This is a genomic window from Rhizobium sp. WYCCWR 11152, assembly GCF_013087615.1.
In the GTDB taxonomy this organism is placed as follows: domain Bacteria; phylum Pseudomonadota; class Alphaproteobacteria; order Rhizobiales; family Rhizobiaceae; genus Rhizobium; species Rhizobium indicum.
The window spans coordinates 765,247-789,397 of the sequence record NZ_JABFCP010000009.1 but is presented as its reverse complement, the minus strand read 5'-3'; the positions used below and the strand labels follow the sequence as shown (position 1 = coordinate 789,397).

Here is a 24,151-nt window from a genome sequence, read left to right as displayed (position 1 = left end):
GAAACTTGCGCTTTGGAAATGATCCGATGCGGTCGCCCCGCAGATTCAGGCCGTCAGCCTTGCCCTATTCAACATGGCCCATTGCAGAAGCACGATCGTTTTGACGTCGAAGATCTCGCCGGTTTCGATCATCGCTGCCGCCTCGTCGAGCGGGATCTCAAGGACTTCGATATCCTCGTGTTCCTCGTCCAGGCCACCGCCTTCGGCCACGCGGTCGGCGATGTCGACGAGGGCTGCGAAGAAATGCACGACCTCGGTGACGGCACCCGGCGATGTATAGGATCTGAACAGGAAGCGCGCATCGCGCAGGCGATAGCCGGTCTCCTCCATCGCCTCGCGACGGATCGCCGCTTCGGGATGGTCATCGTCGAGAAGGCCGGCCGGCACCTCGATTATCCAGGCGGCATCGCCGTTGAGATGAACGGCGAGGCGGAATTGGCGGACGAGAACGACGAGGTCGCGCTTGGGATCATAAAGCAGGATGCAGGCGGCCGGCGTGCGGTGGTAGACCTCCCGCTTCAACCGTTGGGTTGCGCCCTTGCGGTCGATATAGTCGAGGAGGTAGCTGCTCAGCCGCGTCCACCCATTCGACAGTGTTTCTTCGCTGACGATCTTCACGCGTGATTTCGGCTGCATCATGCTGCGTCCCTGCGAAGCCAGACCTTGTTGTCATGGACGGCCGCCCCGCCATAAGGCGCGACAGGGTCGGCGCCGGTCAAGACGTTGATGCCCTCGCCGTCAACATGCGCCTTGTTCGGCCAGAGGCCCTCGGCAATCAGCACGCCTGACTTCACTTCGGTAGTGATACGGGCGTGGATGCGCAGATCGCCGCGGCTGTTGCCGATTCGGACAAGATCGCCATGGACGATTCCGTTGGCTTCGGCGTCGGCCGGATTGATCATCACCTCGGGGCGGCCTTCCTTCTGGCGGGAGGTCTTGGTCTCGGAAAAGCTCGAATTCAGGAAGTTGCGCGCCGGCGACGTGGCGAGCCGGAAGGGATGCTCGGAATCGGCGACTTCGATGACATCGACCTGATCGGGGAAGGCCGGAAGCGCGGCGTGCGGCCCAAGCGCGCCGATCGCCGCTGGCGGCTTATTCGGCGCCGGCTGATTGATCCAGTCCGGGCGGAAATGGAACTTGCCATCCGGATGGGCAAAGCCGTTTAGGTAATGCGCTTCCTCGAAAGCAGGCTGGCGATCGAACCATTTATGTTCGAGGAAATGGTCGTAGCCCGGCAGGCCGCTCGATTCGAGGATGCGGTCGACCATCTCTCGGGCGGTGAAGCCGAAGCCGGGGCGATCGGCGACGCCGAGGCGTTTGGCAAGCTCCTCGATGACGAAGAGATTGGTGCGCACGGTCGGCGGCGGTTCGACCAGCTTCGGCCCCAGCAGGATATGGTTCTGGCCGCCGGCGCGGTAGATGTCGTCATGTTCGACGAACATCGTTGCCGGGATGACGATATCGGCGATCTCGGCCGTTTCGGTCATGAACTGCTCATGCACGGCGACGAAGAGGTCGTTGCGGGCAAAGCCGCGTCTGACGAGGCGCTGCTCGGGGGCGATGTTTGCGGGATTGGTGTTCTGGATCAGCATAGCCGTCACCGGACCGCGGTGGCGCAGCGCCACGGCATCGCCGGTCAGCACGCGGCCGATCTGCGACTGGTCAAGCATGCGGATATCGGCATCCTTCATCGACCGGCCGGTCAGTTCCGCGCCGTTCATGCGGAAGATATCGCTGTTCGAATGGAAGGCGCCGCCGCCCTCATATTGCCAGGAGCCGAGAACGGTGGCGATCGAGGCGGCCGCATGCATGGCGACCGCGCCGTTGCGCTGGCGGGTGAAGCCGTAACCCAGGCGGAAGAAGGTCTTCTTCGTCGTGCCGACGAGGCTGGCGAAGGCTTCGATCTCCTCGACCGAAAGGCCGGTGATGGCAGCGGCCCATTGCGGCGTCTTCGTTTTCAGATGCGCTTCGAGACCCTCGGGATCATCGGCGTATCTCGCCATGTACGCGCGGTCGGCGTAACCGTCGCGGAAGGCGATGTGCATGACGGCGCAAGCGAGTGCGGCGTCGGTACCCGGCCTGACGATCAGCGCCATGTCGGCCTGCTTCATCGTCGGATTGTCGTAAATATCTATGACGACGATCTTCGCGCCGCGCTCCTTGCGCGACCTGATGGCGTGGGTCATCACATTGACCTGGGTCGACACCGCGTTGGTGCCCCAGATGACGACGCAATCGGTGCGGCCCATCTCGCGCGGATCGGGACCGCGCAGCGTGCCGGTCGCCATGGTGAAGCCGGTCCAGGCGGGGTTGGTGCAGATCGAGGAGAAGAAGCCGGAGTAGCGCTTGGCATGACGCAAGCGATCGATGGAATCGCGCTGCACCCAGCCCATGGTGCCGGCGTAGAAATAGGGCCAGATCGCCTCGCTGCCGTCCCTTGCCTCGGACTTCACAAAGGCTTCGGCGATCTCATCCAGCGCATCGTCCCAGGAAATCTGCTGCCACTGCCCTGCCCCCTTGGCGCCGGCGCGGCGTAGCGGATGCATCAGGCGGTCGGGATGGTAGAGCCGCTCGGCATAACGGGCGACCTTGGCGCAGATGACGCCCGACGTGTAGGAATGGTCGCCCGCGCCGCGCACACGGCCGATGCGGCCATCCTCCGATATCTCGACCTCCAGCGCGCAGGTGGAGGGACAGTCATGCGGACAGGCCGTGTGGCCCACCCTGTTGTCCGGCTTTTCTGATTTGGCTTGGATGGGGGTCGCAATGTTCATGGCATTTGTATATTCCAAGGCTTGCACGGCCAAAAGCCACAAAAATTTCCCATGACGCGAATTCATACGGACATCAGCGAAAATGAACTACCGCCACATCTATCACGCGGGCAACTTTGCCGATGTGCTGAAACATGTCGTGCTGACGCGGCTGATCCGTTACATGCAGAAAAAGGATGGCGGGTTCCGCGTGCTCGACACGCATGCTGGCATCGGGCTCTACGACCTCTCCTTGGAAGAAGCGCAGAAAACCGGCGAATGGCTCGATGGCATCGGCAAGCTGATGGAGGCAGACCTCGGCCCTCAGGTTTCCGAACTGCTGGAGCCCTACCTCTCGGCGATCCGTGAACTCAATCCTGAGGGCGGCATCCGTTTCTATCCCGGCTCGCCGAAACTTGCGCGCATGCTGTTCCGGCCGCAGGACCGGCTGTCGGCGATGGAACTGCATCCCGAGGACTATGTCAGGCTGCACCGGCTGTTCGAGGGCGATTACCATGCCCGCATCACCGAGCTTGACGGCTGGCTGGCGCTCGGCGCGCATCTGCCGCCGAAGGAGAAGCGCGGCATCGTCCTCGTCGATCCGCCCTTCGAGGAAGAGGACGAATATCAGCGGCTGGCCGAAGGGCTGGAAAAGGCCTATCGGCGCTTTCCCGGCGGCACCTATTGCCTGTGGTATCCGCTGAAGAAGGGCGCGCCGATCAAGGAATTCCACGAGACCCTGCAGGCGCTCGACATCCCGAAAATGCTCTGCGCCGAACTTGCCGTCCGCAGCGACCGCGGCATTACGGGACTGACGGGCTCAGGCCTCGTCATCGTCAACCCGCCCTTCACGCTGAAGGATGAGTTGCACCAATTGCTGCCCGCATTGAAGGACCATCTGGCGCAAGACCGTTTTGCCTCGCACCGCGCCTTCTGGCTGCGCGGCGAGAACAAGGCGGTCAAGGACGATTGACCGGGCAACCCGCTTCGGGAATAGTCCGCGCCGCAGTTCCACAATCTCATCAGGTGTCCCATGAAGCTCCTTTGTTCGCCCGCCTCGCCCTATTCCAACAAGGTACGGATGGCCGCGCATTTTCTGGGCCTGGAGGTAAACGCCATCCGGGTCGACACCAATACCGGACCGGCGATCCTGGTGGACAACAATCCGCTCGGCAAGATCCCGACGCTTCTGACCGATGACGGGATCTCGATATACGACAGCGTGGCGATCATGCATTATTTCGACCGGCTGACGAAGGGCGGGCTCTACCCTTCGAAGAACGGCAAGCGCACGGATGCGGAAATCCTCGAGGCGCTCTGCGACGGCATCTGCGACTGCCTGCTGGCGATCGTCTACGAGCGGCGCTTCCGCGACGAGGAAAAGGTTCATCAGCCGTGGATAGACCGGCAGTGGAAGAAGGCGACGAGCGGGCTCGCTCATCTCAGCGCCAATCCGCCGAAAACAGGCAAGAAGCTCAATGGCGGGCATTTCGCGCTGGCCGCGACGCTCGATTATCTCGAGCTGCGCTTCAAGGACCAGTGGGAAGCCGATCATGCGCCGCTGATCGACTGGCAGCGGCAGTTCGACAAGAAATTCCCGGCCCACAGCGAGCTCAAGTCTGAGGGCTGAGCGGGCTCAGCATCTGGAGCAACGAGCAGACAGCAAAAAGCCGGGCGACGTGCCCGGCTTTTCCATGTTCGGATATTCAACCAGCTTAGAACTTGACGCCGATACCGAGCTTGACGCTGTTCTCGTCGTAACCGCGCGAGAAGCTGCCGGAGTCGAGGTCGTAATCCTTGCTCTGGTAGTCGGTGTAGCGATATTCGAGGCGCGTCGTGATGTTGTTGGTCACGAAGGCTTCGACGCCGGCGCCGACCGTATAGCCGAAGTTCGTCTTGCTTTCGTCCGAGGTGTCGTCGGAAACCTTGACGTCGCCGATGGCAAGACCGGCCGTGCCGTAGAGCAGGAATGGGTTCATGTCGTAGCCGACGCGGCCACGGACGGAGCCGTTCCAACCGTACTTGTTCTTGACGCCGCCTGAGGAGACGTCGTCGCCGCTGTAGCCGAGATCGGATTCAACGCCGTAGACGATCTGGCCCTGCTGCCAGTTGTAGCCGGTGAAGACCTGGCCGCCGAAACCATAGGTGTGGCGGTCGGAACCGAAGTCACCCATGTTGTAGGTGCCGGCGCCGCCGAGGTAGAAACCTTCCCAGTTGCCTGCCGGCTTGACTGGTGCGTCCTGGGCGACCGGTGCTTCCGGAATCTGGTCGACGGCATCGGCCGCCTGAGCTGCCGAGACGCCCGCAATTGCAAAAACGGAGGCCATGAGGCCAGCAATGAGTACACGCATACTTAATCTCCTTTCAGTCCCGCGCCGCTTGTCATCTGTCTATCAGTGAAGCATTGGCGGGATATTGCCAGATGTCCCTTCCGGATCGAGACTGAAATTGGAACTCAAATGCGGATTTGAAAGAGCCAAATTGTGATATCATTGTGGCTGCCGCATGGCTGAAATTCGATGTTGCTTTAGCGCAACATACATTTCATTAACCCTACCGAAGTGTTAAACTTAAAATACTTATTTTAAGAAATCGCATTCTTAAATAATACATAGAATACCCCCTCCCCGACGCAACCGCAACGGCCTATTTATATAATCTCGGCCGGCGCCTATATAGTCTGCAGACAGACTCGCGGGATCAGAAGGCACGATTTTGAACCACAAAAGACTTCGCTCGGCCCTCATAACAGGGGCTGCTAAAAGAATAGGCCGGGCAATCGCCGAAGACCTTGCTGCAAATGGCTTTTCCGTTGCCATCCACGCGAACGGCTCCATCCGTGAGGCCGAAGAGCTGGTGGCGCAATTGCGGCAGAAGGGATATCGGGCAATCGCCCTTCAGGCCGATCTCACCAATACCGGCGAAACGGCAGAGCTCATTGCCAAGGCGTCGGAAGCGCTCGGCCCCCTCGATCTGCTCATCAATAATGCGTCGGTCTTCCAGCATGATTCCGCGCGTAGTTTCAATGCCGCCACATGGGCATTGCACTTCGACCTGCATGTTCGTGCGCCCTCTATCCTTGCGGCGGCCTTCGCGCAGCAGATGCCCACTGAGGCAGCGGGGCTGATCGTCAATATCATCGACCAGCGGGTCTGGGCGCTGAGGCCCAGCTTCTATTCCTATACCCTCTCCAAATCCGCGCTGTGGACGGCGACGCAGACGCTTGCACAGGCATTGGCACCACGCATCCGCGTCAATGCCATCGGCCCCGGCCCCTCGATGCCGAGCGAGCGGCAGGCGATGGAGGACTTCCAAGCGCAGATCTCAGCCCTTATCTTGCAGCGAGGGCCGGCGCTGGAGGAATTCGGACAAACGATTCGCTTCCTTTACGACACGCCCTCGATCACCGGCCAGATGATTGCCCTCGACGGCGGCCAGCACCTCGCCTGGCAGACGCCCGATGTGGCGGAGATTACGGAATGAACGGACGAAAGCTGCCGGATGGCGGCGTTCTCTACGACGACACGGACGAGAGCGAAGACGATATCGAGGTGGAAGGCGACGCTTCCGTCGCCGCGCCGCTTGCGGCTGCTGTCGACTGGAATGCGGGCAGCCTCAATGAAACCGGGCTCCTCGGCGCGGAACTGATCGGCGAATTCGTCAAGCGACTGCCGAACAGTCCCGGCGTCTACCGCATGTTCAATGCCGAGGGCGACGTGCTCTATGTCGGCAAGGCGCGCAGCCTGAAGAAGCGCGTCAACAATTACGCCGTCGGCCGCGTCCATTCCAACCGCATCGCCCAGATGGTGCGCCAGACGGCGAACATGGAATTCGTGACGACGCGCACGGAAACCGAAGCGCTGCTGCTGGAAGCGAATCTGATCAAGCGCTTGCGGCCGCGCTTTAACGTGCTTTTGCGCGACGACAAGTCCTTTCCCTATATCCTCATCACCGGCGACCACCGGGCGCCGGCGATCTTCAAGCATCGCGGTGCGCGAGCGCGAAAGGGCGACTATTTCGGACCCTTCGCTTCGGCCGGCGCGGTCGGGCGGACGATCAACTCGCTGCAGCGCGCCTTCCTGATCCGCACCTGCACCGACAGCGTCTTCGAAACGCGCACGCGACCCTGCCTGCTCTACCAGATCAAGCGCTGTTCCGGGCCGTGCACCCACGAGGTCAGCGATGGGGGGTACGGCGAACTGGTGCAGGAGGCGAAGGACTTCCTGTCCGGCAAGAGCCTGAAGGTGAAGTCGCATATGGCCGAGGCGATGAACCAGGCGGCCGAGGACCTCGACTTCGAGCGGGCGGCGATCTATCGCGATCGCCTGGCCGCACTTTCTCATGTGCAGAGCCATCAGGGCATCAATCCGGCCGGTGTCGAGGAGGCTGACGTTTTCGCCATCCATCATGAGGGCGGCATCTCCTGCATCCAGGTGTTCTTTTTCCGCACCGGCCAGAACTGGGGCAACCGCGCCTATTTCCCGAAGGCTGATCCGCAGCTTTCGAGCGCCGAAGTGCTGAATTCCTTCCTCGCGCAGTTCTACGACGACAAGCCGGTGCCGAAGCAGATCATGCTGTCGCAGACGGTGGAGGAGTTGGAGCTGCTGGCCGCAGCACTCAGCGAAAAGGCAGGCCACAAGGTTTCCATCCTGGTGCCGCAACGCGGCGAGAAGCGGGATCTGGTCGACCATGTCGTTGGCAATGCACGCGAGGCGCATGGGCGAAAGCTTGCCGAGACGGCGTCGCAGTCGCGGCTGCTCGAAGGTTTCAAGGAGACGTTCGGGCTTGCCTATGCACCGCAGCGCATCGAGATCTACGACAACTCGCATATCATGGGCACCAATGCCGTCGGCGGCATGGTGGTCGCGGGGCCGGAAGGTTTCGTCAAGAACCAGTACCGCAAGTTCAACATCAAATCGACCGACATCACCCCCGGCGACGACTTCGGCATGATGAAGGAGGTGATGACGCGGCGGTTCTCGCGGCTGATCAAGGAGGAAGGCATCCCTGACCGGACGGCGCACGTGGCCACCCCCGATGCAGCCGACATGCCCTTCCCGACCTGGCCCGATGTGATCCTCATCGACGGCGGCCAGGGACAGATGACGGCGGTGCGCGCCATCCTTGCCGAACTCGGCATCACCGACAGCGTGACGGCGATCGGCATCGCCAAGGGCGTCGACCGCGATGCCGGGCGCGAACGCTTTTTCCCGCCGGGACGCGAGAGCTTCACCCTGCCGCCGCGCGATCCGGTACTCTACTTCGTCCAGCGCATGCGCGACGAGGCGCATCGTTTCGCGATCGGCTCGCACCGGGCACGCCGCAAGAAGGAAATGATCAAGAACCCGCTCGACGAGATCGGCGGCATCGGCCCGTCGCGCAAACGCGCGCTGCTCCAGCATTTCGGCACGGCGAAGGCGGTTTCGCGCGCCGCCCTGTCCGACCTGATGGCGGTGGAAGGCATATCGGAAGCCGTCGCCAGGCAGGTCTACAATCATTTCCATGACGACGCCGCGAAATAACCGGCGTCCGTCGCAAATTCCACGCAAAGGCGGTGAAAAGACAGAAAGAATGTTGACGGTCCGCAGCCAAAGCCGTCATCTACCGCATCGGCCCGAGCATGATGCGGAGGTTCTAAAGTGTTACAGTGTCCTTGGCTCGTCTGAAAAGGCGCGCGGCGCTGTAGCGGTGCATCAATTCAGAGAAACGATCCCATGGCATCGCGTGCGTACAGCATTCCCAATCTTCTGACCTACGGCCGCATCCTCGCCGTACCGTTGATCGTTCTCTGCTTCTTCATCGAGGGCAGGCTGTCGATCAGCAATACGGCGCGTTGGGTGGCGCTGTGGATCTTCGTCATCGCCTCGCTCACCGATTTCCTCGACGGTTATCTCGCGCGCATCTGGAACCAGACGTCGAATATCGGCCGCATGCTCGATCCGATCGCCGACAAGCTGCTTGTCGCCTCGATCCTTCTCCTGGTCGCGGCCGACCAGACCATCGCCGGCTGGTCGATCTGGGCGGCGATCACCATTCTCTGCCGCGAGATCCTGGTGTCGGGGCTGCGCGAATATCTGGCGGCGCTGAAGGTCAGCGTACCGGTGACGCGGATCGCCAAGTGGAAGACGACGCTGCAGCTCGTCGCCATCGCCTTCCTGCTCGCCGGCCCGGCCGGCGACGAGATTTTCCCCTATACGACGCAGACGGGCATCGCGCTGCTGTGGATCGCGGCGCTGCTGACCATCTATACCGGCTACGACTATTTCCGCGCCGGGGTGAAACATATCGTGGATGCCGAGGAATGACGCGGCTTGTCTATTTCGCCTGGGTGCGCGAGCGCATCGGCAAGGGCGAAGAGGAGATCGACCTCCCCTCTTCCGTCGTCACCGTCGCCGATCTTCTGAATCATTTGAAGACGCTGGGCGAAGAATATGAGACCGCACTTCAATATCCCGACGTGATCCGCGTGGCGCTCGACATGGAACATGTCGAGCATGACGAACCGATATCAGGCGCGCGGGAAATCGGGATATTTCCGCCGATGACGGGGGGATGAGGCGGTGATGGTGGTGCCGTGTCGCTACCCCCCTCTGCCCTGCCGGGCATCTCCCCCACAAGGAGGGAGATTGGCTGGGAGTACGAACTTCCCCAAGCAATCAACGTCGCAGCCCGACAAAACTGTAGATGGGCACGATGGTCAAGCCGCCCGTCATCTCCCTCCTTGTGGGGGAGATGCCCGGCAGGGCAGAGGGGGGTTGGCGCGGCACGCCCTCTCCATAGCCTCCGCTACGACATCAAAGCAGTTGGGGATGCTATCATGACCATCACCCCCACCATCCGCGTCCAGCATGAGGATTTCGACCTGCAAGCCGAGGTCGATCGCCTCTCCAAGGGCAAAGCCGGCATCGGCGCCGTCGTCACCTTTTCCGGCCTCTGCCGCGATGAAGGCGGCACGCTTGCGGCCCTCGAACTCGAGCACTATCCCGGCATGGCGGAAGCGGAGATGCGGCGCATCGGCGATCTTGCCATCGCGCGTTTCGGACTTCTCGGCCTGACTGCCATCCACCGTTATGGAAAGATCGCAGCCGGCGAGAATATCGTGCTCGTCGTCGCAGCCGCACCGCACCGGCAGGCGGCGTTCGACGGCGCCAATTTCGTCATGGACTTCCTGAAGACGGCAGCCCCCTTCTGGAAGAAGGAGCACGCCAGGGATGGCGCCACCGGCGACTGGGTCGCGGCGAAAGACGCCGACGACGCAGCCCGCGACAAGTGGAAATAAGTTAGAGCACCACGCGCTCCCTGCGGCTCATGACCAAGAGCAGGACGAGCAGCGAGAAGACGACCAGATCCCGCCAGACGAAGGGGCCGTAGGCGCCCCACATGGTTTCGACGACGGCAAGCCCGGCAGCGCCGCCCGCCGAGCGCAACGGATCGGAATAGCCGCCGACCGCCGCGATCAGCAGCACCTTCAGCCCGAACATCAGGCCGGCGCCGAAATCCATCGAGCCGTAATAGAAAGTCGCAAGGATGCCGCAGATGGTGGCGACGAGGGCTGCGGCCCCATAGGCGACGAGAAAGACGCGGTTGGCGCTGGTGCCGCAGAGTTCGGCTGCCAGCGGATCATCGGTAACGGCGCGCCAGACGCGGCCCCAGGCCGTGCGCTTGAGGATCAGCGTACCCAGGACGACGATGGCGCACATCAGTGCCGTGTTGATCAACTGGATATGGGTGAGCGTCACTTTGAATGGGCCGTCGCTCCAGAAGACGACCGTGTCGTTCAGGAATGGCGGCAACCAGATGGCGCGGGTATTGGCGGCGAGCCTGGCGGTCTCCATCAGCACGATCATGATGCCGAGGGCAGCGACGATGACCGTATTCGGCGATTTGCTGACCAGCGGCAGCATGATCGAGCGGCCGATCCATAGGCCCGCCGCCAGCGAATAGACGATGGAAGTGCAGGCGCCGACGGCAAGGGCGGCCGGCAGCACCAGCCAGAAGCGGTTGAAGGCGAGTTCGGTGAAGAGCAGCAGGATCTGGCCCGCGAAGGCAAAGATCGCCCCATAGGTGATGTCGGCCCGCTTCGTCACGCCGAAGGCTACGGCATAACCGAAGGCAAGCGCGGCATAGAGGGCGGCCAGCGGAACCGCATTCGCCAGCTGCTGCAGAAGATAAGCCATTCCAGACACTCCGCGTCACCAAAATTATAACTGGTAAAACCTATTTCACTAGTTATAATTTCACCATGAGCTTTTCCTGGACTCCTCACCGCTTTGCCGGCGGCGTGCTGGCACTCGATGTCGTCAACAGCGTCGTTCTGCGCCACGATGCAACGCGGCGGATCGACCGCTTCGCGGTCAGGGACCAGATGCGGAGTTTTCCAAGAGCCGCGGCCGAATTCTGCGCCGAGCGCGCCCTCTTCGGCGACATCGCGCCGGTGGCGGCGGAAAACGAGGTGGATTTCATCGCGCTGCGGGAAGCGATCGACCTCTATTTCCGCGAGCGTATACTGAATGGCGGCGACGACCAATTGCTGGCCAGGTTGCTGGAAGCGCTGGCGAAGACATTACGCGAAGCAGGCTCCGACAGCCTGGCCGCGGCGACCGCCCATTCGGCACTGCGGCTGATCGTCATGCCCGATCCGGAACGCATGAAGATCTGCGGCAATTGCGGCTGGCTGTTCATCGACCGCAGCAAGAACAGAAGCCGGGCCTGGTGCGACATGGCGGTCTGCGGCAACCGCGCCAAGGCGAACCGTCACTATCGCCGCAAGAAGGAGGAGACGCCATGAGAAAGCATTGGATCGTGATGGCGGTGGTGGCCGGGCTGATGCTGTCAGCCTGCCAGCGCCAGGCTGAAAACCTGGTCGAGGTCACCGGCCATCTCTTCGTCTTCAACTATCGGGTGGCGAGCGCCACCTATCTGCTGACGCTGAAGAAGACAGGGCCTATCCCCGACGGTTCTGTCATCATCGCCGAATTCGAAAATCCTGAAGGAGGCGATCCGCTGGTGCTGAACCAGAAAATCTACCCGATCGACGACAAGATCGCGCTGCAGAGCGAAAAACTGCACTGCGTGCGCAAGGACCGCCCCTATTCCGTGAGCGTCCGGCTGGTCGACAAGGACGGCAAGGTGCTGCAGGAATTGAAGACGCAGTTCCGGTCCGACCTCGACCAGACCGTCCTGCCGAGCAAGCCGCTGGTCGTCGGCGCGCTTTATGAAAAGAACCCGGAGGTCTTCAAGCCTGACGGCAGCGTCGATTTCTCGAACACCGACAAATGCCCGGCATAGAGAAATGCATAGAAAAAGCCGGAGCAAGGCCCCGGCTTTCGAGAGTCAATTCAAGGCATTGCCGGCGAATGCCGAAGCGTGGCCTCAGCCGACGATTTCGGTATCGGAAAACCAGTACTTGATTTCCTGGGCAGCCGTTTCAGGAGCATCCGAGCCGTGGACGGAATTTTCGCCGATCGACAGAGCGTGAACCTTGCGGATCGTGCCTTCGTCAGCATTTGCCGGGTTGGTCGCGCCCATGATCTCGCGGTTCTTGAGGATCGCGCCTTCGCCTTCCAGCACCTGGACGATGGTCGGGCCGGAGGTCATGCCTTCGACCAGTTCGCCGAAGAAGGGACGATCCTTGTGAACGGCGTAGAAGCCTTCGGCTTCGCGACGGCTCATCCAGACGCGCTTGGAAGCAACGACGCGCAGGCCGGCATCTTCGAGCATCTTGGTGATGGCGCCCGTCAGGTTGCGCTTGGTTGCGTCCGGCTTGATCATCGAGAAGGTGCGTTCAATCGCCATAGTCAAATCCTCTGTTTTCTCGGGAAAAGTGGGCGGTCTTTACCCGCCCCAACGCCCGAAAACAAGAGGTAGACGGCAATTTCACGCCGCTGTCACAGTCCTGCCGCGGCTTTCGTGAAGATCGAGGCAGCGTTCGAACCAGGCCATGACGGGATCGTCGGCGGCTAGCATGGCGAGACCCGCGGAGACACGCAGCCATTGCAGCGCGCCGAAGACGATATAGTCGGCAAAGAGCGGTGTCTGCCCGCCGATGAAGGGCTGGAACTTCAGCATGTGCTGCAGCGGCTCCAGCTTGGCGCCGAAGGTGGCTTTCTCCGCTTCGCTGTCGGCGGCAACCACTTCCAACGGCTTGCCGAGCCGATCCTCCCGGCTTTCGCGGAAATAGGCCTTGTCTGCCTCGTCGAGGTTCGCATGGATATCGAGAAGGGCGATGCGCATGATCGCCGGATGGATGATCATCTGCGAATAACCTTCCACCATCCGCGACAGCGCCTTGCCGCCCTCGCCGTTGAATAGCGACGGCCGCTCGGGATAGGCCTCTTCCAGATAGAGGGCGATGTCGAAACTGTCGGGGATCAGCCGGCCGTTGTCGTCGAGAACGGGCACGATCGACGAGACACCGCCGCCGATCGCGCGGATGCGGGCATAAGTCGTCGGAATCTCCTCGAAATCGAGCCCCTTATGCGCCAGCGCCATCACCGCCTTCCAGCAATGGGGCGAAAAGAAGCGCCGCTCGTCGGCTCCGCAGAGGGAATAGAGGGCTCTGGTCATAACAGTCCTTTCGAGATCGCAGCTCCATGCATTCGACGACAGAAAGCGGCTGCGATCAAATCAGGAAATTTCATGGGCGCATCACTGCGATTTTCGGGAAAAGGGGATAGACTGCCGCGACCAAACCGGGAGGGACGGAATGCTCAGACATTACAGGATGTTCGCCGCCTATAATCGCTGGGCCAACACGCAAGTCTATGCAGCTGCGGCCGAACTTAGCGATACAGAGTTCCGCAATGATTGCGGCGCCTTCTTCGGCTCGCTGCATCGCACGCTCAATCATCTGATCGTTGCCGACCGGATATGGATGAAGCGCTTCACCGGCACCGGCGAAGCGCCGACGACACTCGATGCCGTGCTCTTCGAAGATCGGGATTCGCTTGCCGCCGCCCGCAAAGCCGAGGACGAGCGTATCATTGCCTGGACGGGCATGCTGGACGAGGCGGCGCTTGCCGCCAACTTCACCTATGTAACAGTGGTGCAGCCGGCCGAGATCACCCAGCCTCTGTCGTCAGCGCTCGCGCATTTCTTCAACCACCAGACCCATCATCGCGGCCAGTGCCACATGACGCTGACGGCGCTCGGCAAGCCGAGCCTCACGCTTGATCTCATCTACTTCCTGCGCAGCGAGGGCCGCGAATGGATGTGAGGCCCGATCAAAGAGTTAGAACATGATGTCATCCGAAACTGGCCATCAAGACTGAATTAACCGCCTTTGCCGGTTCTACCGCCAATCCTGGGCTTCCCTTTGAAAATTCAGTCTCTTTTAAAAGCTTGCAGTCATAGCGGAGTGAGAGAGATGAGGCCGGGCCGCGAGGGATCGTCATGCAGAATGCAAGCGCAAACGCACTGGTGCCGCGAGAGGCTGCGCGTCCGGCGCCGATGGCGGATATTCAGAAGATCGCCCAGCACATGGCGCGTCTGAACGTCGCAGCACTCCCGCGCAATTACGAACTCTTTCATGAGGCGATCGTCGGGCTCAATGCCGGCCTTGCGCAGGATATCGCAGCACTCGGGTCCCAGCCGCAGCAGCCGATGCTCGACGAACTCGGCCTGAAATACCGCCTCGTCGGCCATTGCGGGCTGGCGGGCGAGACATCCCGAAACGAGGCGAGCCGGATGCTGCGCGACGTGGCGGAAAGGCTTGCCGAAGGGCTGAAGCACAAGAACGCCTTTGCGCGCGCCTGCGGCACGATCCTGAAATCCGTGTCCGGCCATGACGACCAGAGCCTTGCCGCCTTCCTCAGCGAGATCGACTACCTCACTGCGTCCCTTTCGACCGTTCTTGCAGCGGAGATGGAAATCGGCGCGAAGCTGCAGGACGATATCAAGACGCTGGAAACGCTGGAGCGCGGCATTTCGGCGATGCAATCGGCCGCCATCGCCGACAGGATCACCGGACTTCCGAACCGCATCGCGCTGAACCGGACGATCGCCGATCTCTATAAGCGCGAAGAAGGTGCCGCCGGCAGCGCGCTGATCATGGTCGATATCGACAATTTCACCGATCTCAACGACAAATACGGCACCCAGGTCGGCAACAAGCTCCTGAAGAAGCTCGCCGGCCTGTTCAGCAAGTCGGTCAAGAAAAACGATTTCGTCGCCCGCACAGAGGCTGACGAATTCGCCCTGTTGTTTTCCAATGTCGGCATGCAGGATGCGATGACGATTGCCGAGCGCCTGCGCGCCTCCGTCGAGGACAATCTGGTCTTCGCGACATCCGACAAGGCCGATCCCGGCAGGCTCACCATCTCGGTCGGCGTGGCGCTCAGCACCGACGCGGCAACGCCGGGACAATTGCAAGCCAATGCCCGGGTGGCGCTTCTCGCCGCGCAGTCGAACCCCCGACAACCGGTGCAGGCTTTCGGCCGCTGAGGCGGCGGACGAAGCAGGTTTGCCATGGGACAAGCAAGCTTGTCCCGAGGATAAGCAAGCTTGTCAGTGCACAAGCAAGCTTGGCGCGGGGATAAGCGCTCTTGCCTTGGCGAGCGCTTTCGGCCAAAACGCCGGCCATGATCACGCTCACCGATATTTCCGCCCGCATCGCCGGGCGCCTGCTTCTCGACAATGCCAGCGTTTCGCTGCCTTCAGGCACGAAGGCTGGGCTCGTCGGGCGGAACGGCGCCGGCAAGTCCACGCTTTTTCGCGTCATCACCGGCGATCTCGGCTCGGAGAGCGGGTCGGTGTCGATCCCCAAGGCCGCACGCATCGGCCAGGTGGCGCAGGAAGCGCCGGCGACCGAGGACGCCCTGATCGAGATCGTGCTTGCCGCGGACAAGGAACGCACCGCCCTCGTTGCCGAGGCGGAAACGGCAACCGATCCGCACCGCATCGCCGAAATCCAGATGCGCCTTGTCGATATCGACGCGCATTCGGCCGAAGCGCGCGCGGCGAGCATTCTTGCCGGCCTCGGCTTCGACAAGGCGGCGCAGGCCCGCCCCGCCTCCTCCTTCTCCGGCGGCTGGCGCATGCGCGTCGCCCTTGCTGCCGTGCTGTTTTCCGAGCCGGATCTGCTCCTGCTCGACGAGCCGACCAACTATCTCGACCTCGAAGGCACGCTGTGGCTGGAAGATTATGTCAGGCGCTATCCGCACACCGTCATCATCATCAGCCACGATCGCGACCTGTTGAACAACGCGGTCAATGCGATCGTCCATCTCGACCAGAAGAAGCTCACCTTCTATCGCGGCGGCTATGACCAGTTCGAGCGGCAGAAGGCGGAAGCCGACGAGTTGCAGACGAAGGCCAAGGCCAAGAACGACGCGGCGCGCAAACATCTGCAGGGCTTCATCGATCGCTTCAAGGCCAAGGCTTCCAAGGCCCGGCAGGCGCAATCGCGCGTCAAGGCGCTGGAGCGCATGGGAACGGTCGCCGCGGTGATCGAGGACCACGTACAGCCGATCACTTTTCCCGAGCCGGAAAAGCAGCCGGCCTCGCCGATCGTCGCGATCCAGAGCGGCGCCGTCGGCTACGAGCCCGGCAATCCGATCCTGAAGAACCTCAATCTGCGCATCGACAATGACGACCGCATCGCTCTGCTCGGCTCGAACGGCAACGGCAAATCGACCTTCGCCAAATTCATCTCCGGCAGGCTGGCGCCGGAGAGCGGCGAAGTGAAGATCGCGCCGAGCCTGAGGATCGGCTTCTTCGCGCAGCATCAGCTCGACGACCTCATTCCCGAGCAATCGCCGGTGGAGCATGTGCGCCGGCTGATGCCGGGTGCGCCGGAAGCCAAGGTGCGCGCCCGCGTCGCCCAGATGGGGCTTGCGACCGAGAAGATGGCGACGGCCGCCAAGGATCTCTCCGGCGGCGAAAAAGCCCGATTGCTGATGGGGCTTGCCGCCTTCAATGCGCCCAATCTGCTGATCCTCGACGAGCCGACCAACCACCTCGACATCGATAGCCGCCGCGCGCTGATCGAGGCGCTGAACGACTACGAAGGCGCCGTCATCCTGATCTCGCACGATCGCCATCTGATCGAGGCGACGGTCGACCGGCTGTGGCTGGTCAATGGCGGCACGGTGACGACTTTCGAAGGCGATATGGACGAGTACCGCGACCTCATCGTCACCTCAGGTAAAAAAAAAGAAGAAAAGCCGCAGCTGACTGAAGACGCGACGTCGAAGGCCGACCAGCGCAAGCTCAATGCCGAACGTCGCGCCTCGCTGACGCCGCTCAGGAAAAAGATCAACGAAATCGAATCCTTGACGGCGAAGCTGGAGAAACAGATTCACGCGCTTGATGCGGAACTTGCGGATCCGGCCCTTTACGAGAAAACGCCCGCCAAGGCCGCCGAGAAGGCAAAGCAGCGCGGCGAAGCTGCGGCGAAACTTGCTGCCGCCGAGGAAGACTGGCTGATGCTGTCGGCCGAATACGAAGAAGCGATGGCGGGATAGCCACAGGGCCTTAGAACAGGATGTCGCACGAAAACCGCTCACACTTTTCGGCATCATGCTCTAGCGAAAGCGTGGCGAAGTGCCGCGCATCAACACAATTCCGGCCATTATCAACCGATCGTTAACCATAATTCGAAAGGTTGTCTCAACATTCGTTACCGATTTGTTGAGCCCTTTCCATGTATCGTTTTTTCCTTCTGTCCTGCATGGCCCTCACGGCCGCCCTCTCCGCCTGCAGCACCACCAGACAAGCCGCACCTGATACTTCGATCAAGACCTCATCGGTGATCGCGCCCGAGGGACGGGCGCTTGCCTATACCGGCGACGATGCGACGCCGCGCCTTACCGGCCCGCATCATCTCGCCGGACGGACGCTGGAGGTCTCCTCGCTCGCCGATCTCAAGCTGCAGGACAAGGAAGTGATCCTGAGTTTCGATGACGGCCCGATCCCCGGCCGGACCGACAAGGTGCTGGCAATCCTCGACCAGTTCGGCGTCAAGGGCGCCTTCATGATGGTCGGCGAAATGGCCGAGATGCATCCGGCGCTCGCGCGCAAGGTCGCCCAGGACGGCAACACGATCGGCAGTCACACCTATGACCACGCCAATTTGAGTTCGCTGAGTTTCGACGCGGCGATGGCCGAGGTGGTCAAGGGCGAATTGGCGGTGACCAAGGCGACCGGAACTGATGTCTCCTTCTTCCGCTTCCCCTATCTTGCCGAGAGCCACAGGCTGCGCGCCGCGATCGCCTTGCGCGACATGGTGGTCATGGATGTCGACATCGACAGCAAGGACTATTTCATCACGACGCGGGTCTCCGCGACGCAGCGGACGATGAACCTCTTGCACAAGCGCGGCCGCGGCATCATCCTGATGCACGACATCCACAAACGCACGGTGACGATGCTGCCGAACCTGCTCTCGAGGCTCGAAGCCGCAGGCTACAAGGTGGTGACGCTGAAATTCAAGAAGACTGAGGTGCCGAACACCGTCGTCGCCTCGGCCGATTTCGTGACGATCCGCTAGCGCATCGGGCCGATGCTTAGATTCAAAGTGTTACAGCGTCCTTCGCGCGTATGAAGAGACGCGCGGCGCTGCAAGGCGGGTTGCCAAGTCGGGACCGGCTGCCTAGATCTGTCCGACGTCAACAGAAGCCGGCAGGTCATATATGAACCTTCATCTCGAAACGGACGACGATCCGCGCACCCGCCAGTTCATCGACGAGCACAACCGGGTTTCCGACGCGGCTCTGAGAACAGCTGAATTCGAGAGGGATCGCGACGCGATCAAGGCGCTGATCGAGCGGCAGGACAGGCTGATCGTTCCGATGCGCCGAGGCGAGTGGCTGTTCGATTTCCGCCAGAGCAAGGACAATCCTCTCGGCATCTGGCTGCGCCTGCCGGCAGATCAGGAGCCGCTGCCGGACGCCGCCTGGGAGCCGGTCTTCGATCTCGACGCCTTCTGCGTCAGGGAAGGCAAGCGCTGGAACTGGCGCGGCGCCGTCACCTGCCCGTGGGAGCCGATGCGGGTGTTGCTCACACTTTCGGACGGCGGCTCCGACCTTCTCCGGCTGCTCGAATTCGACACCGAGCGGAAAGAGGTCGTCAAGGGCGGCTTCGATACACCGGCCGCACGATCGCATGCCACCTGGCTGAGCCGTGATGAAATCTGCTATTTCGGTTCCATCGACAGGTTTTCGGCGACCCGCTCGGGATGGCCGCGCGTCGGACGGCGATTGAAGCGCGGGCAGCGACCGGAAGATGCCGTCGTCATGTTCGAAGCAGCAGACGAGGACGTCTACGGCTTCAATCTCGTCATCGACCCTGCCCTATCAGGCGCTTCGGCGGATCGCGGACTGATCGATATTTTCGTCGCCGCCCACGAGATCGGCGTCGCGAGCGCTTTCCTTATCGCCAACGACGGCACACAGCGGCGCATCGATCTGCCTAAGGAAGCCGATTTCCAGTTCAATCATGATCATTGCCTTTGGCGGGCAAAGACCGATGAACGCGTTGCGACCGGCAGCCTCGTGCTGCAACGCTTCGATCCCGCCTCGGAGACGGCCCTGCTCGGGCCGGAGCGGATCCTGTTTCAGCCTGGCGAGGGCCAGTCCATCGCGCAGATGATACTGATGCAGGAGTGGTGCGTCTTCATCATCTCCGATCGGCTGCGTCCGCGTCTGATGGTGCTGGACCTGACAAGGCCCGACGCCGAGCAGCGCGAGATCGCACTGCCGGCAGATATGCAGACGGCTCACTTCAGGCCACTCCATGCGGATCTGCATCTTGGCGACGATACGCTCCACATCGTCGGCCAGGGCTTCCTGCAGCCGCCCGTCTGTTACCGCCTCGAGCTGTCGGATCGCAGCAGAGAGGCCGAACCGATTTTCGTCGCGGCAGCGCCGCGCTATTTCGATGCGACCGATATGTCATCCGAACTGCTGGAGGCTGTTTCCGAGGACGGAACGAGGGTTACCTACCGGCTTGTCCTGCCGAAGCAATGGACGAAGGGCGCGCTGCCGGTGTTGCTTTACGGCTATGGCGGCTTCGATGTCCCGTTGTCGCCAAGCTATTCCGGCGTGACAGGACGCTGGCTGGAACAAGGCGGCGCCTATGTGCAGGCCTATATTCGCGGCGGCGGCGAATTCGGGCCTGACTGGTATCGCAGTGCCAAGCGGCAGGGGCGAGACCGGGCCTTTGCCGATTTCGTCGCCATCGCGCGCGATCTCGTCGCCCGCGGCTATACAGTGCCGTCGCGGATTGCCTGCCAGGGCGGCAGCAATGGCGGCCTGCTGACCGGCGTGATGCTGACGCGCTATCCCGACGATTTCGGTGCCGTCTGGTGCCAGGTGCCGGTTCTCGACATGACACGCTTCCACCTGTTCAGCGCAGGGCAAGCCTGGATGGACGAATATGGCGATCCGGAGACGCCGGTGGACCGGGATTTCATGCTCGGTTATTCGCCGCTTCACAATGTCGGACCGGCGACCAAGGTCAGCTATCCGCCGATCTACATCGAAAGCTCCGCCAATGACGACCGCGTGCATCCCTCGCATGCGCGCCGCTTTGCCGCGCGGCTGGAGGAAGAAGGACACCGGCCGCTGTTCCATGAATTCGGCTCGGGCGGTCATGGCGGCGACGGCAATTCCGAAGAGCGCGCCGCCCGCGCAGCGATGGGCTACAGTTTCCTTCGCCAAACTATCATGCGGTAGAATGCCATCATGCAAAGAATCAAGAGGGAGAGCTTGTCGGCGTTCCTCTTTCTGCTAAAAAAACGAACCCAATAAGTCATACTTTTCATAGGCTGGAGCGAAACACCATGTCCCCCATCAACCTCGCCATCGTTGGCGTCGGCAAAATTGTCCGCGACCAGCACCTTCCCTCCGTCGCCAAGAACCCGGATTTCGAACTCGTCGCCACGGCAAGCCGCCACGGCACGGTCGAAGGCGTCAAGAGTTATACGACGATCGAAGCGATGCTCGATGCCGAGCCCTCGATCGATGCCGTTTCGCTCTGCATGCCGCCGCAATATCGCTACGAGGCGGCCTATAAGGCGCTCGTCGCCGGCAAGCACGTCTTCCTGGAAAAGCCGCCGGGCGCGACGCTCAGCGAAGTGGCCGACCTCGAAGCGCTGGCAAACAAGCAGGGTGCGTCGCTCTTTGCCAGCTGGCATTCGCGCTATGCACCGGGCGTCGAGGCGGCGAAGGCGTTTCTTGCCGCGACGACGATCAAAAGCGTGCATGTGATCTGGAAGGAGGATGTCCGCCACTGGCATCCGAACCAGGAATGGATCTGGCAGGCTGGCGGCCTCGGCGTTTTCGATCCCGGTATCAACGCGCTGTCGATCGTCACCCATATCCTGCCACGGCCGATCTTCATCACCGAGGCCGTGCTCGAATTTCCCGACAACCGCGATGCGCCGATCGCGGCCGACATTCGCTTCCGCAATGCCGACGGCCTGCCGGTTCACGCCGAATTCGACTGGCGCCAGACCGGCAAGCAGAGCTGGGACATCGTCGCGGAGACGGCAGCCGGCCAGATGGTGCTCGCCGAGGGCGGCGCCAAGCTTTTGATCGACGGCACGCTCAGATTCGCCGAGCCGGAGCAGGAATATCCCTCGCTCTACCGTCGCTTTGCCGAAATCATCAAGGCCGGTAAATCGGACGTCGATCTCGCGCCGCTGCGCCACGTTGCCGACGCCTTCATGCTCGGCAAGCGGAAATTCGTCGACGCCTTCCACGATTGAGCGTCGCAATAACGTCATAGAAACCGGCAAGATTTGCCGGCCTATGGCAATAGTGTTCGGGGGCAGCCGCTCATGAGCAACAAAATTGGCCGCAAGGGCCGATTTTTCCGCGTGTTGAAGATTGGCACCCTTGTGGTGCCGCTTCTCGGCCTTGCAGCATGTTGGTGCGAAGAGGCCGTCATGCCGCCTGATGCACCGGGCGTTTCCCGATCCGAGGAATATTCCTTCGGATCGGCGACCCAGGCCCAGGATTGGCAGGCTACCCGCAAGGTGCTGGGCCAACTGGAAGGGCGGTTCGGAGAGAAGTCCATGCGTATCCTGGCGCGCAATCTCGCCAGCACCACCGAGCCGCAGGCCATCAAGGTCTATTATGCCGAACGCCTTGTCCATCAAGCCGGCTGGGCGGAAATGCCGGTCAGCACCTTTGCCGACAAGGCGTGGGCATTCGCTTTTGTCAGTCCGAATGGAAAGCATGTTTTGGCAGTCGAAGCGCTCGACGCGTCGGAAAGTGCTGGCGGGATCGTACCCCTCAATATCCTGACAAATCTCGACGAGGATAAAGGTTCGACACGGTAGCGGCGTTCGCTGGCCGGGAGAGCGAAGTTGGACGGCGACGGCTTCATGCCGCAATTCAAAGTGTTGCTGCGTCCTTTGCGGCTCTCGAAAAGACGCGCGGCGCTGCAGCGTCGTGGCGAAACGCTCAGGCCTTCTTCTCCCACCGCCCTTCCGGTGTCTGCTGCCAATAGGTGAGGGTGTGCCCCTCGCCTTTCAGCTTCTTCCACTGCGCACGGGCGGCGTCCAGTTGCTCCTGGTCGTGACCGTCGAACATGAAGACGATGCGCTCATAGCCATCAGCCGGCGGCGGCTCGGCGCCGTCGACGATGAAACGCACGGTCGCCGCATTGGCATTGTCCGGCGTCACCGTCAAAAGCACCGGCTGGCTTTCGGCGAAATCCGCCTCGTCGGTGCCGTGCGGCAGGAAGCTCTCCTCGCGGAAAGTCCAAAGATGCTGATCGAGAGCATCACGCCGCGCCGGCTCGCGCGTCTGGACGGCAACGCGCCAGCCGCGCTCGACGCTTTTGTCGATGAGCGGCGGAAGCGCGTCCTCCAGCCTGGATTCGGTCAGATGATAGAAGAGAACGTCCGTCATCAGGATTCATAATGGGCGCGAACGAGCTCGTCGAGCAGGCGCACGCCGAAGCCGGAACCCCAGGATTGATTGATCTCGTCCTGCGGCGAGCCCATCGCCGTGCCGGCAATATCGAGATGCGCCCAAGGCGTGTCCTGCACGAAGCGCTTGAGGAAATGCGCGGCCGTGATCGAGCCGGCCTGTCGGCCGCCGGTGTTCTTCATATCGGCGAACTTGCTGTCGATCAGCTTGTCGTAATCCCTGCCGAGCGGCATGCGCCAGAGTTTTTCGTTGCTCGAAAGACCGGCTGCCGTCAGTTGGGCGGAAAGCTGGTCGTCATTGGAGAACAGGCCGGCATGCACATTGCCGAGCGCCACGACGATCGCCCCGGTCAGCGTGGCGAGATTGATCATGAACTGCGGCTTGAAGCGGTCGTTGCAGTACCAGAGCGCATCGCAGAGCACGAGGCGGCCTTCGGCATCGGTGTTGATCACCTCGATCGTCTGGCCGGACATCGAGGTGACGATATCACCAGGACGCTGGGCGTTGCCGTCAGGCATGTTCTCGACCAGGCCGATGATGCCGACCGCGTTGACGGCGGCCTTGCGGGAGGCGAGCACATGCATGAGGCCTGTGACGGCTGCCGCACCGCCCATATCGCCCTTCATGTCTTCCATGCCGGCGGCCGGCTTGATCGAAATGCCGCCGGTATCGAAGACGACACCCTTGCCGATGAAGGCGACGGGGCGATCCTTGCCCTTGCCGCCCTTCCACTGCATGACCGCCAGGCGCGGCGGACGCACGGAGCCCTGGGCGACGCCGAGAAGGGCGCCCATGCCAAGACGGCGCATCTCCTTCTCGGTCAGGATTTCCACTTCGACGCCGAGCTTTTCCAGCTCCTTCGCCTTGGCGGCGAATTCGACGGGGCCGAGCACGTTCGGCGGTTCGTTGACGAGGTCACGGGCAAGATTGACGCCGCCGGCGATCGCTTCGGAATCGGAAAACGCCTTCTTGGCACCACCCGGATCGGCGGTGACGATCGTCACCTTGACGGACTTCGGCGTTTTTTCTTCCTCGTCGCCCTTCTTCGTCTTGTAGGTATCGAAGCTATAGGCGCGCAGCAGCATGCCGAGCGCAAAATCGGCGGCTGCCCGTGCGCTGGTCTCGAGGCCAGGCACGTCGATGAAGACAGCGGCCTTGTCGGTGTTCTTGATTCTCGATGCGGCAGCACCGCCGGCCTTCAGCCAGTCATGGGCGGTGAGTTCGGCGGTCTTGCCGAGCCCGATGACGACGATGCGCTCAACGGGCGCGCCTTCGGGTACGACGATATCGAGCGCACCCATGGATTTCGCGGAGAATCGGGCGATTCTCGCAGCCTTGGCGATCACGCCTGCCGGGTCGACTGTTTCAGCGCCGGCAGCGCTGTCGGCCTCCGCGGTCTTCAACAGGATCGCCAGGCCGCCATTGAGCTTTGCCGACTTCGAGAATGAAATTTCCAACTTTACTGACATGTCTTCTCCGCTGGGATTCTTTGAAATCCGTCCCTCGCGGATAATTTCGCGT

General features: G+C 61.8%; 24 protein-coding genes. 16 read left to right on the top strand and 8 right to left on the bottom strand.

Annotated elements, in window-relative coordinates; genetic code table 11:
* Positions 1-45: 45 nt before the first annotated feature.
* Together G9X67_RS19125 and G9X67_RS19120 are read right to left on the bottom strand one after the other, a co-directional pair.
* On the bottom strand, positions 46-639 hold the full coding sequence (locus tag G9X67_RS19125; RefSeq protein ID WP_138387607.1) for an NUDIX domain-containing protein: 594 nt from the start codon (positions 637-639) through the stop codon (positions 46-48).
* Positions 636-2,840, bottom strand: a complete 2,205-nt coding sequence (locus G9X67_RS19120) for a molybdopterin oxidoreductase family protein (protein WP_171599423.1) — start codon at positions 2,838-2,840, stop codon at positions 636-638. The genes G9X67_RS19125 and G9X67_RS19120 overlap by 4 nt, the downstream gene beginning before the upstream one ends.
* Positions 2,841-2,856: 16 nt before the next feature.
* Between G9X67_RS19120 and G9X67_RS19115 the strand changes: the two genes are divergently transcribed.
* Together G9X67_RS19115 and G9X67_RS19110 are read left to right on the top strand one after the other, a co-directional pair.
* Positions 2,857-3,726 carry a 23S rRNA (adenine(2030)-N(6))-methyltransferase RlmJ gene (locus G9X67_RS19115; protein WP_171599422.1) on the top strand — a complete coding sequence of 290 codons (870 nt, stop codon included), beginning with the start codon at positions 2,857-2,859 and terminating at the stop codon, positions 3,724-3,726.
* 60 nt (positions 3,727-3,786) lie between these two features.
* Positions 3,787-4,383 (top strand): glutathione S-transferase, encoded by a 597-nt coding sequence (locus G9X67_RS19110; RefSeq protein WP_171599421.1) that lies wholly within the window; start codon positions 3,787-3,789, stop codon positions 4,381-4,383.
* Between the two features lie 85 nt (positions 4,384-4,468).
* On the opposite strand, the gene G9X67_RS19105 is transcribed toward G9X67_RS19110, so the two are convergent.
* Positions 4,469-5,104 (bottom strand): outer membrane protein, encoded by a 636-nt coding sequence (locus tag G9X67_RS19105; protein WP_138328343.1) that lies wholly within the window; start codon positions 5,102-5,104, stop codon positions 4,469-4,471.
* Positions 5,105-5,468: 364 nt separating this feature from the next.
* On the opposite strand from G9X67_RS19105, the gene G9X67_RS19100 reads away from it, so the two are divergent.
* From G9X67_RS19100 to G9X67_RS19080, 5 genes are all read left to right on the top strand, one after another.
* On the top strand, positions 5,469-6,236 hold the full coding sequence (locus G9X67_RS19100; RefSeq protein WP_171599420.1) for an SDR family oxidoreductase: 768 nt from the start codon (positions 5,469-5,471) through the stop codon (positions 6,234-6,236).
* Positions 6,233-8,275 (top strand): excinuclease ABC subunit UvrC, encoded by a 2,043-nt coding sequence (gene uvrC / locus G9X67_RS19095; protein ID WP_171599419.1) that lies wholly within the window; start codon positions 6,233-6,235, stop codon positions 8,273-8,275. The genes G9X67_RS19100 and uvrC overlap by 4 nt, the downstream gene beginning before the upstream one ends.
* A 192-nt stretch (positions 8,276-8,467) precedes the next feature.
* A complete protein-coding gene (gene pgsA, locus G9X67_RS19090; protein ID WP_130701776.1) occupies positions 8,468-9,058 on the top strand; it encodes a CDP-diacylglycerol--glycerol-3-phosphate 3-phosphatidyltransferase in 591 nt (196 codons plus the stop codon).
* Positions 9,055-9,309, top strand: a complete 255-nt coding sequence (moaD, locus tag G9X67_RS19085; protein WP_017959832.1) for a molybdopterin converting factor subunit 1 — start codon at positions 9,055-9,057, stop codon at positions 9,307-9,309. Before pgsA ends, moaD begins: the two co-directional genes overlap by 4 nt.
* A 261-nt stretch (positions 9,310-9,570) precedes the next feature.
* On the top strand, positions 9,571-10,032 hold the full coding sequence (locus G9X67_RS19080) for a molybdenum cofactor biosynthesis protein MoaE (protein WP_138328346.1): 462 nt from the start codon (positions 9,571-9,573) through the stop codon (positions 10,030-10,032).
* A gap of 1 nt (position 10,033) precedes the next feature.
* On the opposite strand, the gene G9X67_RS19075 is transcribed toward G9X67_RS19080, so the two are convergent.
* Positions 10,034-10,930: a branched-chain amino acid ABC transporter permease gene (locus tag G9X67_RS19075; RefSeq protein WP_138328347.1), complete on the bottom strand. Its 897-nt coding sequence runs from the start codon at positions 10,928-10,930 to the stop codon at positions 10,034-10,036.
* A 65-nt stretch (positions 10,931-10,995) separates the two neighbouring features.
* On the opposite strand from G9X67_RS19075, the gene G9X67_RS19070 reads away from it, so the two are divergent.
* Together G9X67_RS19070 and G9X67_RS19065 are read left to right on the top strand one after the other, a co-directional pair.
* Positions 10,996-11,541, top strand: coding sequence for a CGNR zinc finger domain-containing protein (locus G9X67_RS19070; RefSeq protein ID WP_138328348.1), 546 nt, complete (start codon positions 10,996-10,998; stop codon positions 11,539-11,541).
* A complete protein-coding gene (locus G9X67_RS19065; RefSeq protein ID WP_138328349.1) occupies positions 11,538-12,041 on the top strand; it encodes a hypothetical protein in 504 nt (167 codons plus the stop codon). The genes G9X67_RS19070 and G9X67_RS19065 overlap by 4 nt, the downstream gene beginning before the upstream one ends.
* A gap of 84 nt (positions 12,042-12,125) precedes the next feature.
* On the opposite strand, the gene ndk is transcribed toward G9X67_RS19065, so the two are convergent.
* On the bottom strand, positions 12,126-12,548 hold the full coding sequence (gene ndk / locus G9X67_RS19060; protein WP_003547097.1) for a nucleoside-diphosphate kinase: 423 nt from the start codon (positions 12,546-12,548) through the stop codon (positions 12,126-12,128).
* 81 nt (positions 12,549-12,629) lie between these two features.
* Complete coding sequence (locus tag G9X67_RS19055; RefSeq protein WP_171599418.1) at positions 12,630-13,319, bottom strand: glutathione S-transferase family protein; 690 nt, start codon at positions 13,317-13,319, stop codon at positions 12,630-12,632.
* Between the two features lie 139 nt (positions 13,320-13,458).
* On the opposite strand from G9X67_RS19055, the gene G9X67_RS19050 reads away from it, so the two are divergent.
* From G9X67_RS19050 to G9X67_RS19020, 7 genes are all read left to right on the top strand, one after another.
* On the top strand, positions 13,459-13,968 hold the full coding sequence (locus G9X67_RS19050) for a DinB family protein (RefSeq protein ID WP_138328351.1): 510 nt from the start codon (positions 13,459-13,461) through the stop codon (positions 13,966-13,968).
* Between the two features lie 176 nt (positions 13,969-14,144).
* Entirely contained in the window at positions 14,145-15,194 is a 1,050-nt protein-coding gene (locus G9X67_RS19045) for a GGDEF domain-containing protein (RefSeq protein ID WP_138328352.1), read from the top strand.
* A gap of 137 nt (positions 15,195-15,331) precedes the next feature.
* Complete coding sequence (locus G9X67_RS19040) at positions 15,332-17,215, top strand: ABC-F family ATP-binding cassette domain-containing protein (protein ID WP_138328353.1); 1,884 nt, start codon at positions 15,332-15,334, stop codon at positions 17,213-17,215.
* 179 nt (positions 17,216-17,394) lie between these two features.
* Positions 17,395-18,240 carry a polysaccharide deacetylase family protein gene (locus tag G9X67_RS19035; RefSeq protein WP_138328354.1) on the top strand — a complete coding sequence of 282 codons (846 nt, stop codon included), beginning with the start codon at positions 17,395-17,397 and terminating at the stop codon, positions 18,238-18,240.
* Between the two features lie 142 nt (positions 18,241-18,382).
* Positions 18,383-20,425, top strand: coding sequence for a prolyl oligopeptidase family serine peptidase (locus tag G9X67_RS19030; RefSeq protein ID WP_138328355.1), 2,043 nt, complete (start codon positions 18,383-18,385; stop codon positions 20,423-20,425).
* Positions 20,426-20,532: 107 nt separating this feature from the next.
* Positions 20,533-21,459 (top strand): Gfo/Idh/MocA family oxidoreductase, encoded by a 927-nt coding sequence (locus G9X67_RS19025; protein ID WP_138328356.1) that lies wholly within the window; start codon positions 20,533-20,535, stop codon positions 21,457-21,459.
* 72 nt (positions 21,460-21,531) lie between these two features.
* Positions 21,532-22,035 carry a hypothetical protein gene (locus tag G9X67_RS19020; RefSeq protein WP_138328969.1) on the top strand — a complete coding sequence of 168 codons (504 nt, stop codon included), beginning with the start codon at positions 21,532-21,534 and terminating at the stop codon, positions 22,033-22,035.
* Between the two features lie 124 nt (positions 22,036-22,159).
* On the opposite strand, the gene G9X67_RS19015 is transcribed toward G9X67_RS19020, so the two are convergent.
* Together G9X67_RS19015 and G9X67_RS19010 are read right to left on the bottom strand one after the other, a co-directional pair.
* On the bottom strand, positions 22,160-22,609 hold the full coding sequence (locus tag G9X67_RS19015) for a DNA polymerase III subunit chi (protein WP_138328357.1): 450 nt from the start codon (positions 22,607-22,609) through the stop codon (positions 22,160-22,162).
* Positions 22,609-24,099 (bottom strand): leucyl aminopeptidase, encoded by a 1,491-nt coding sequence (locus tag G9X67_RS19010; RefSeq protein WP_138328358.1) that lies wholly within the window; start codon positions 24,097-24,099, stop codon positions 22,609-22,611. Before G9X67_RS19010 ends, G9X67_RS19015 begins: the two co-directional genes overlap by 1 nt.
* Between the last annotated feature and the right edge of the window lie 52 nt (positions 24,100-24,151).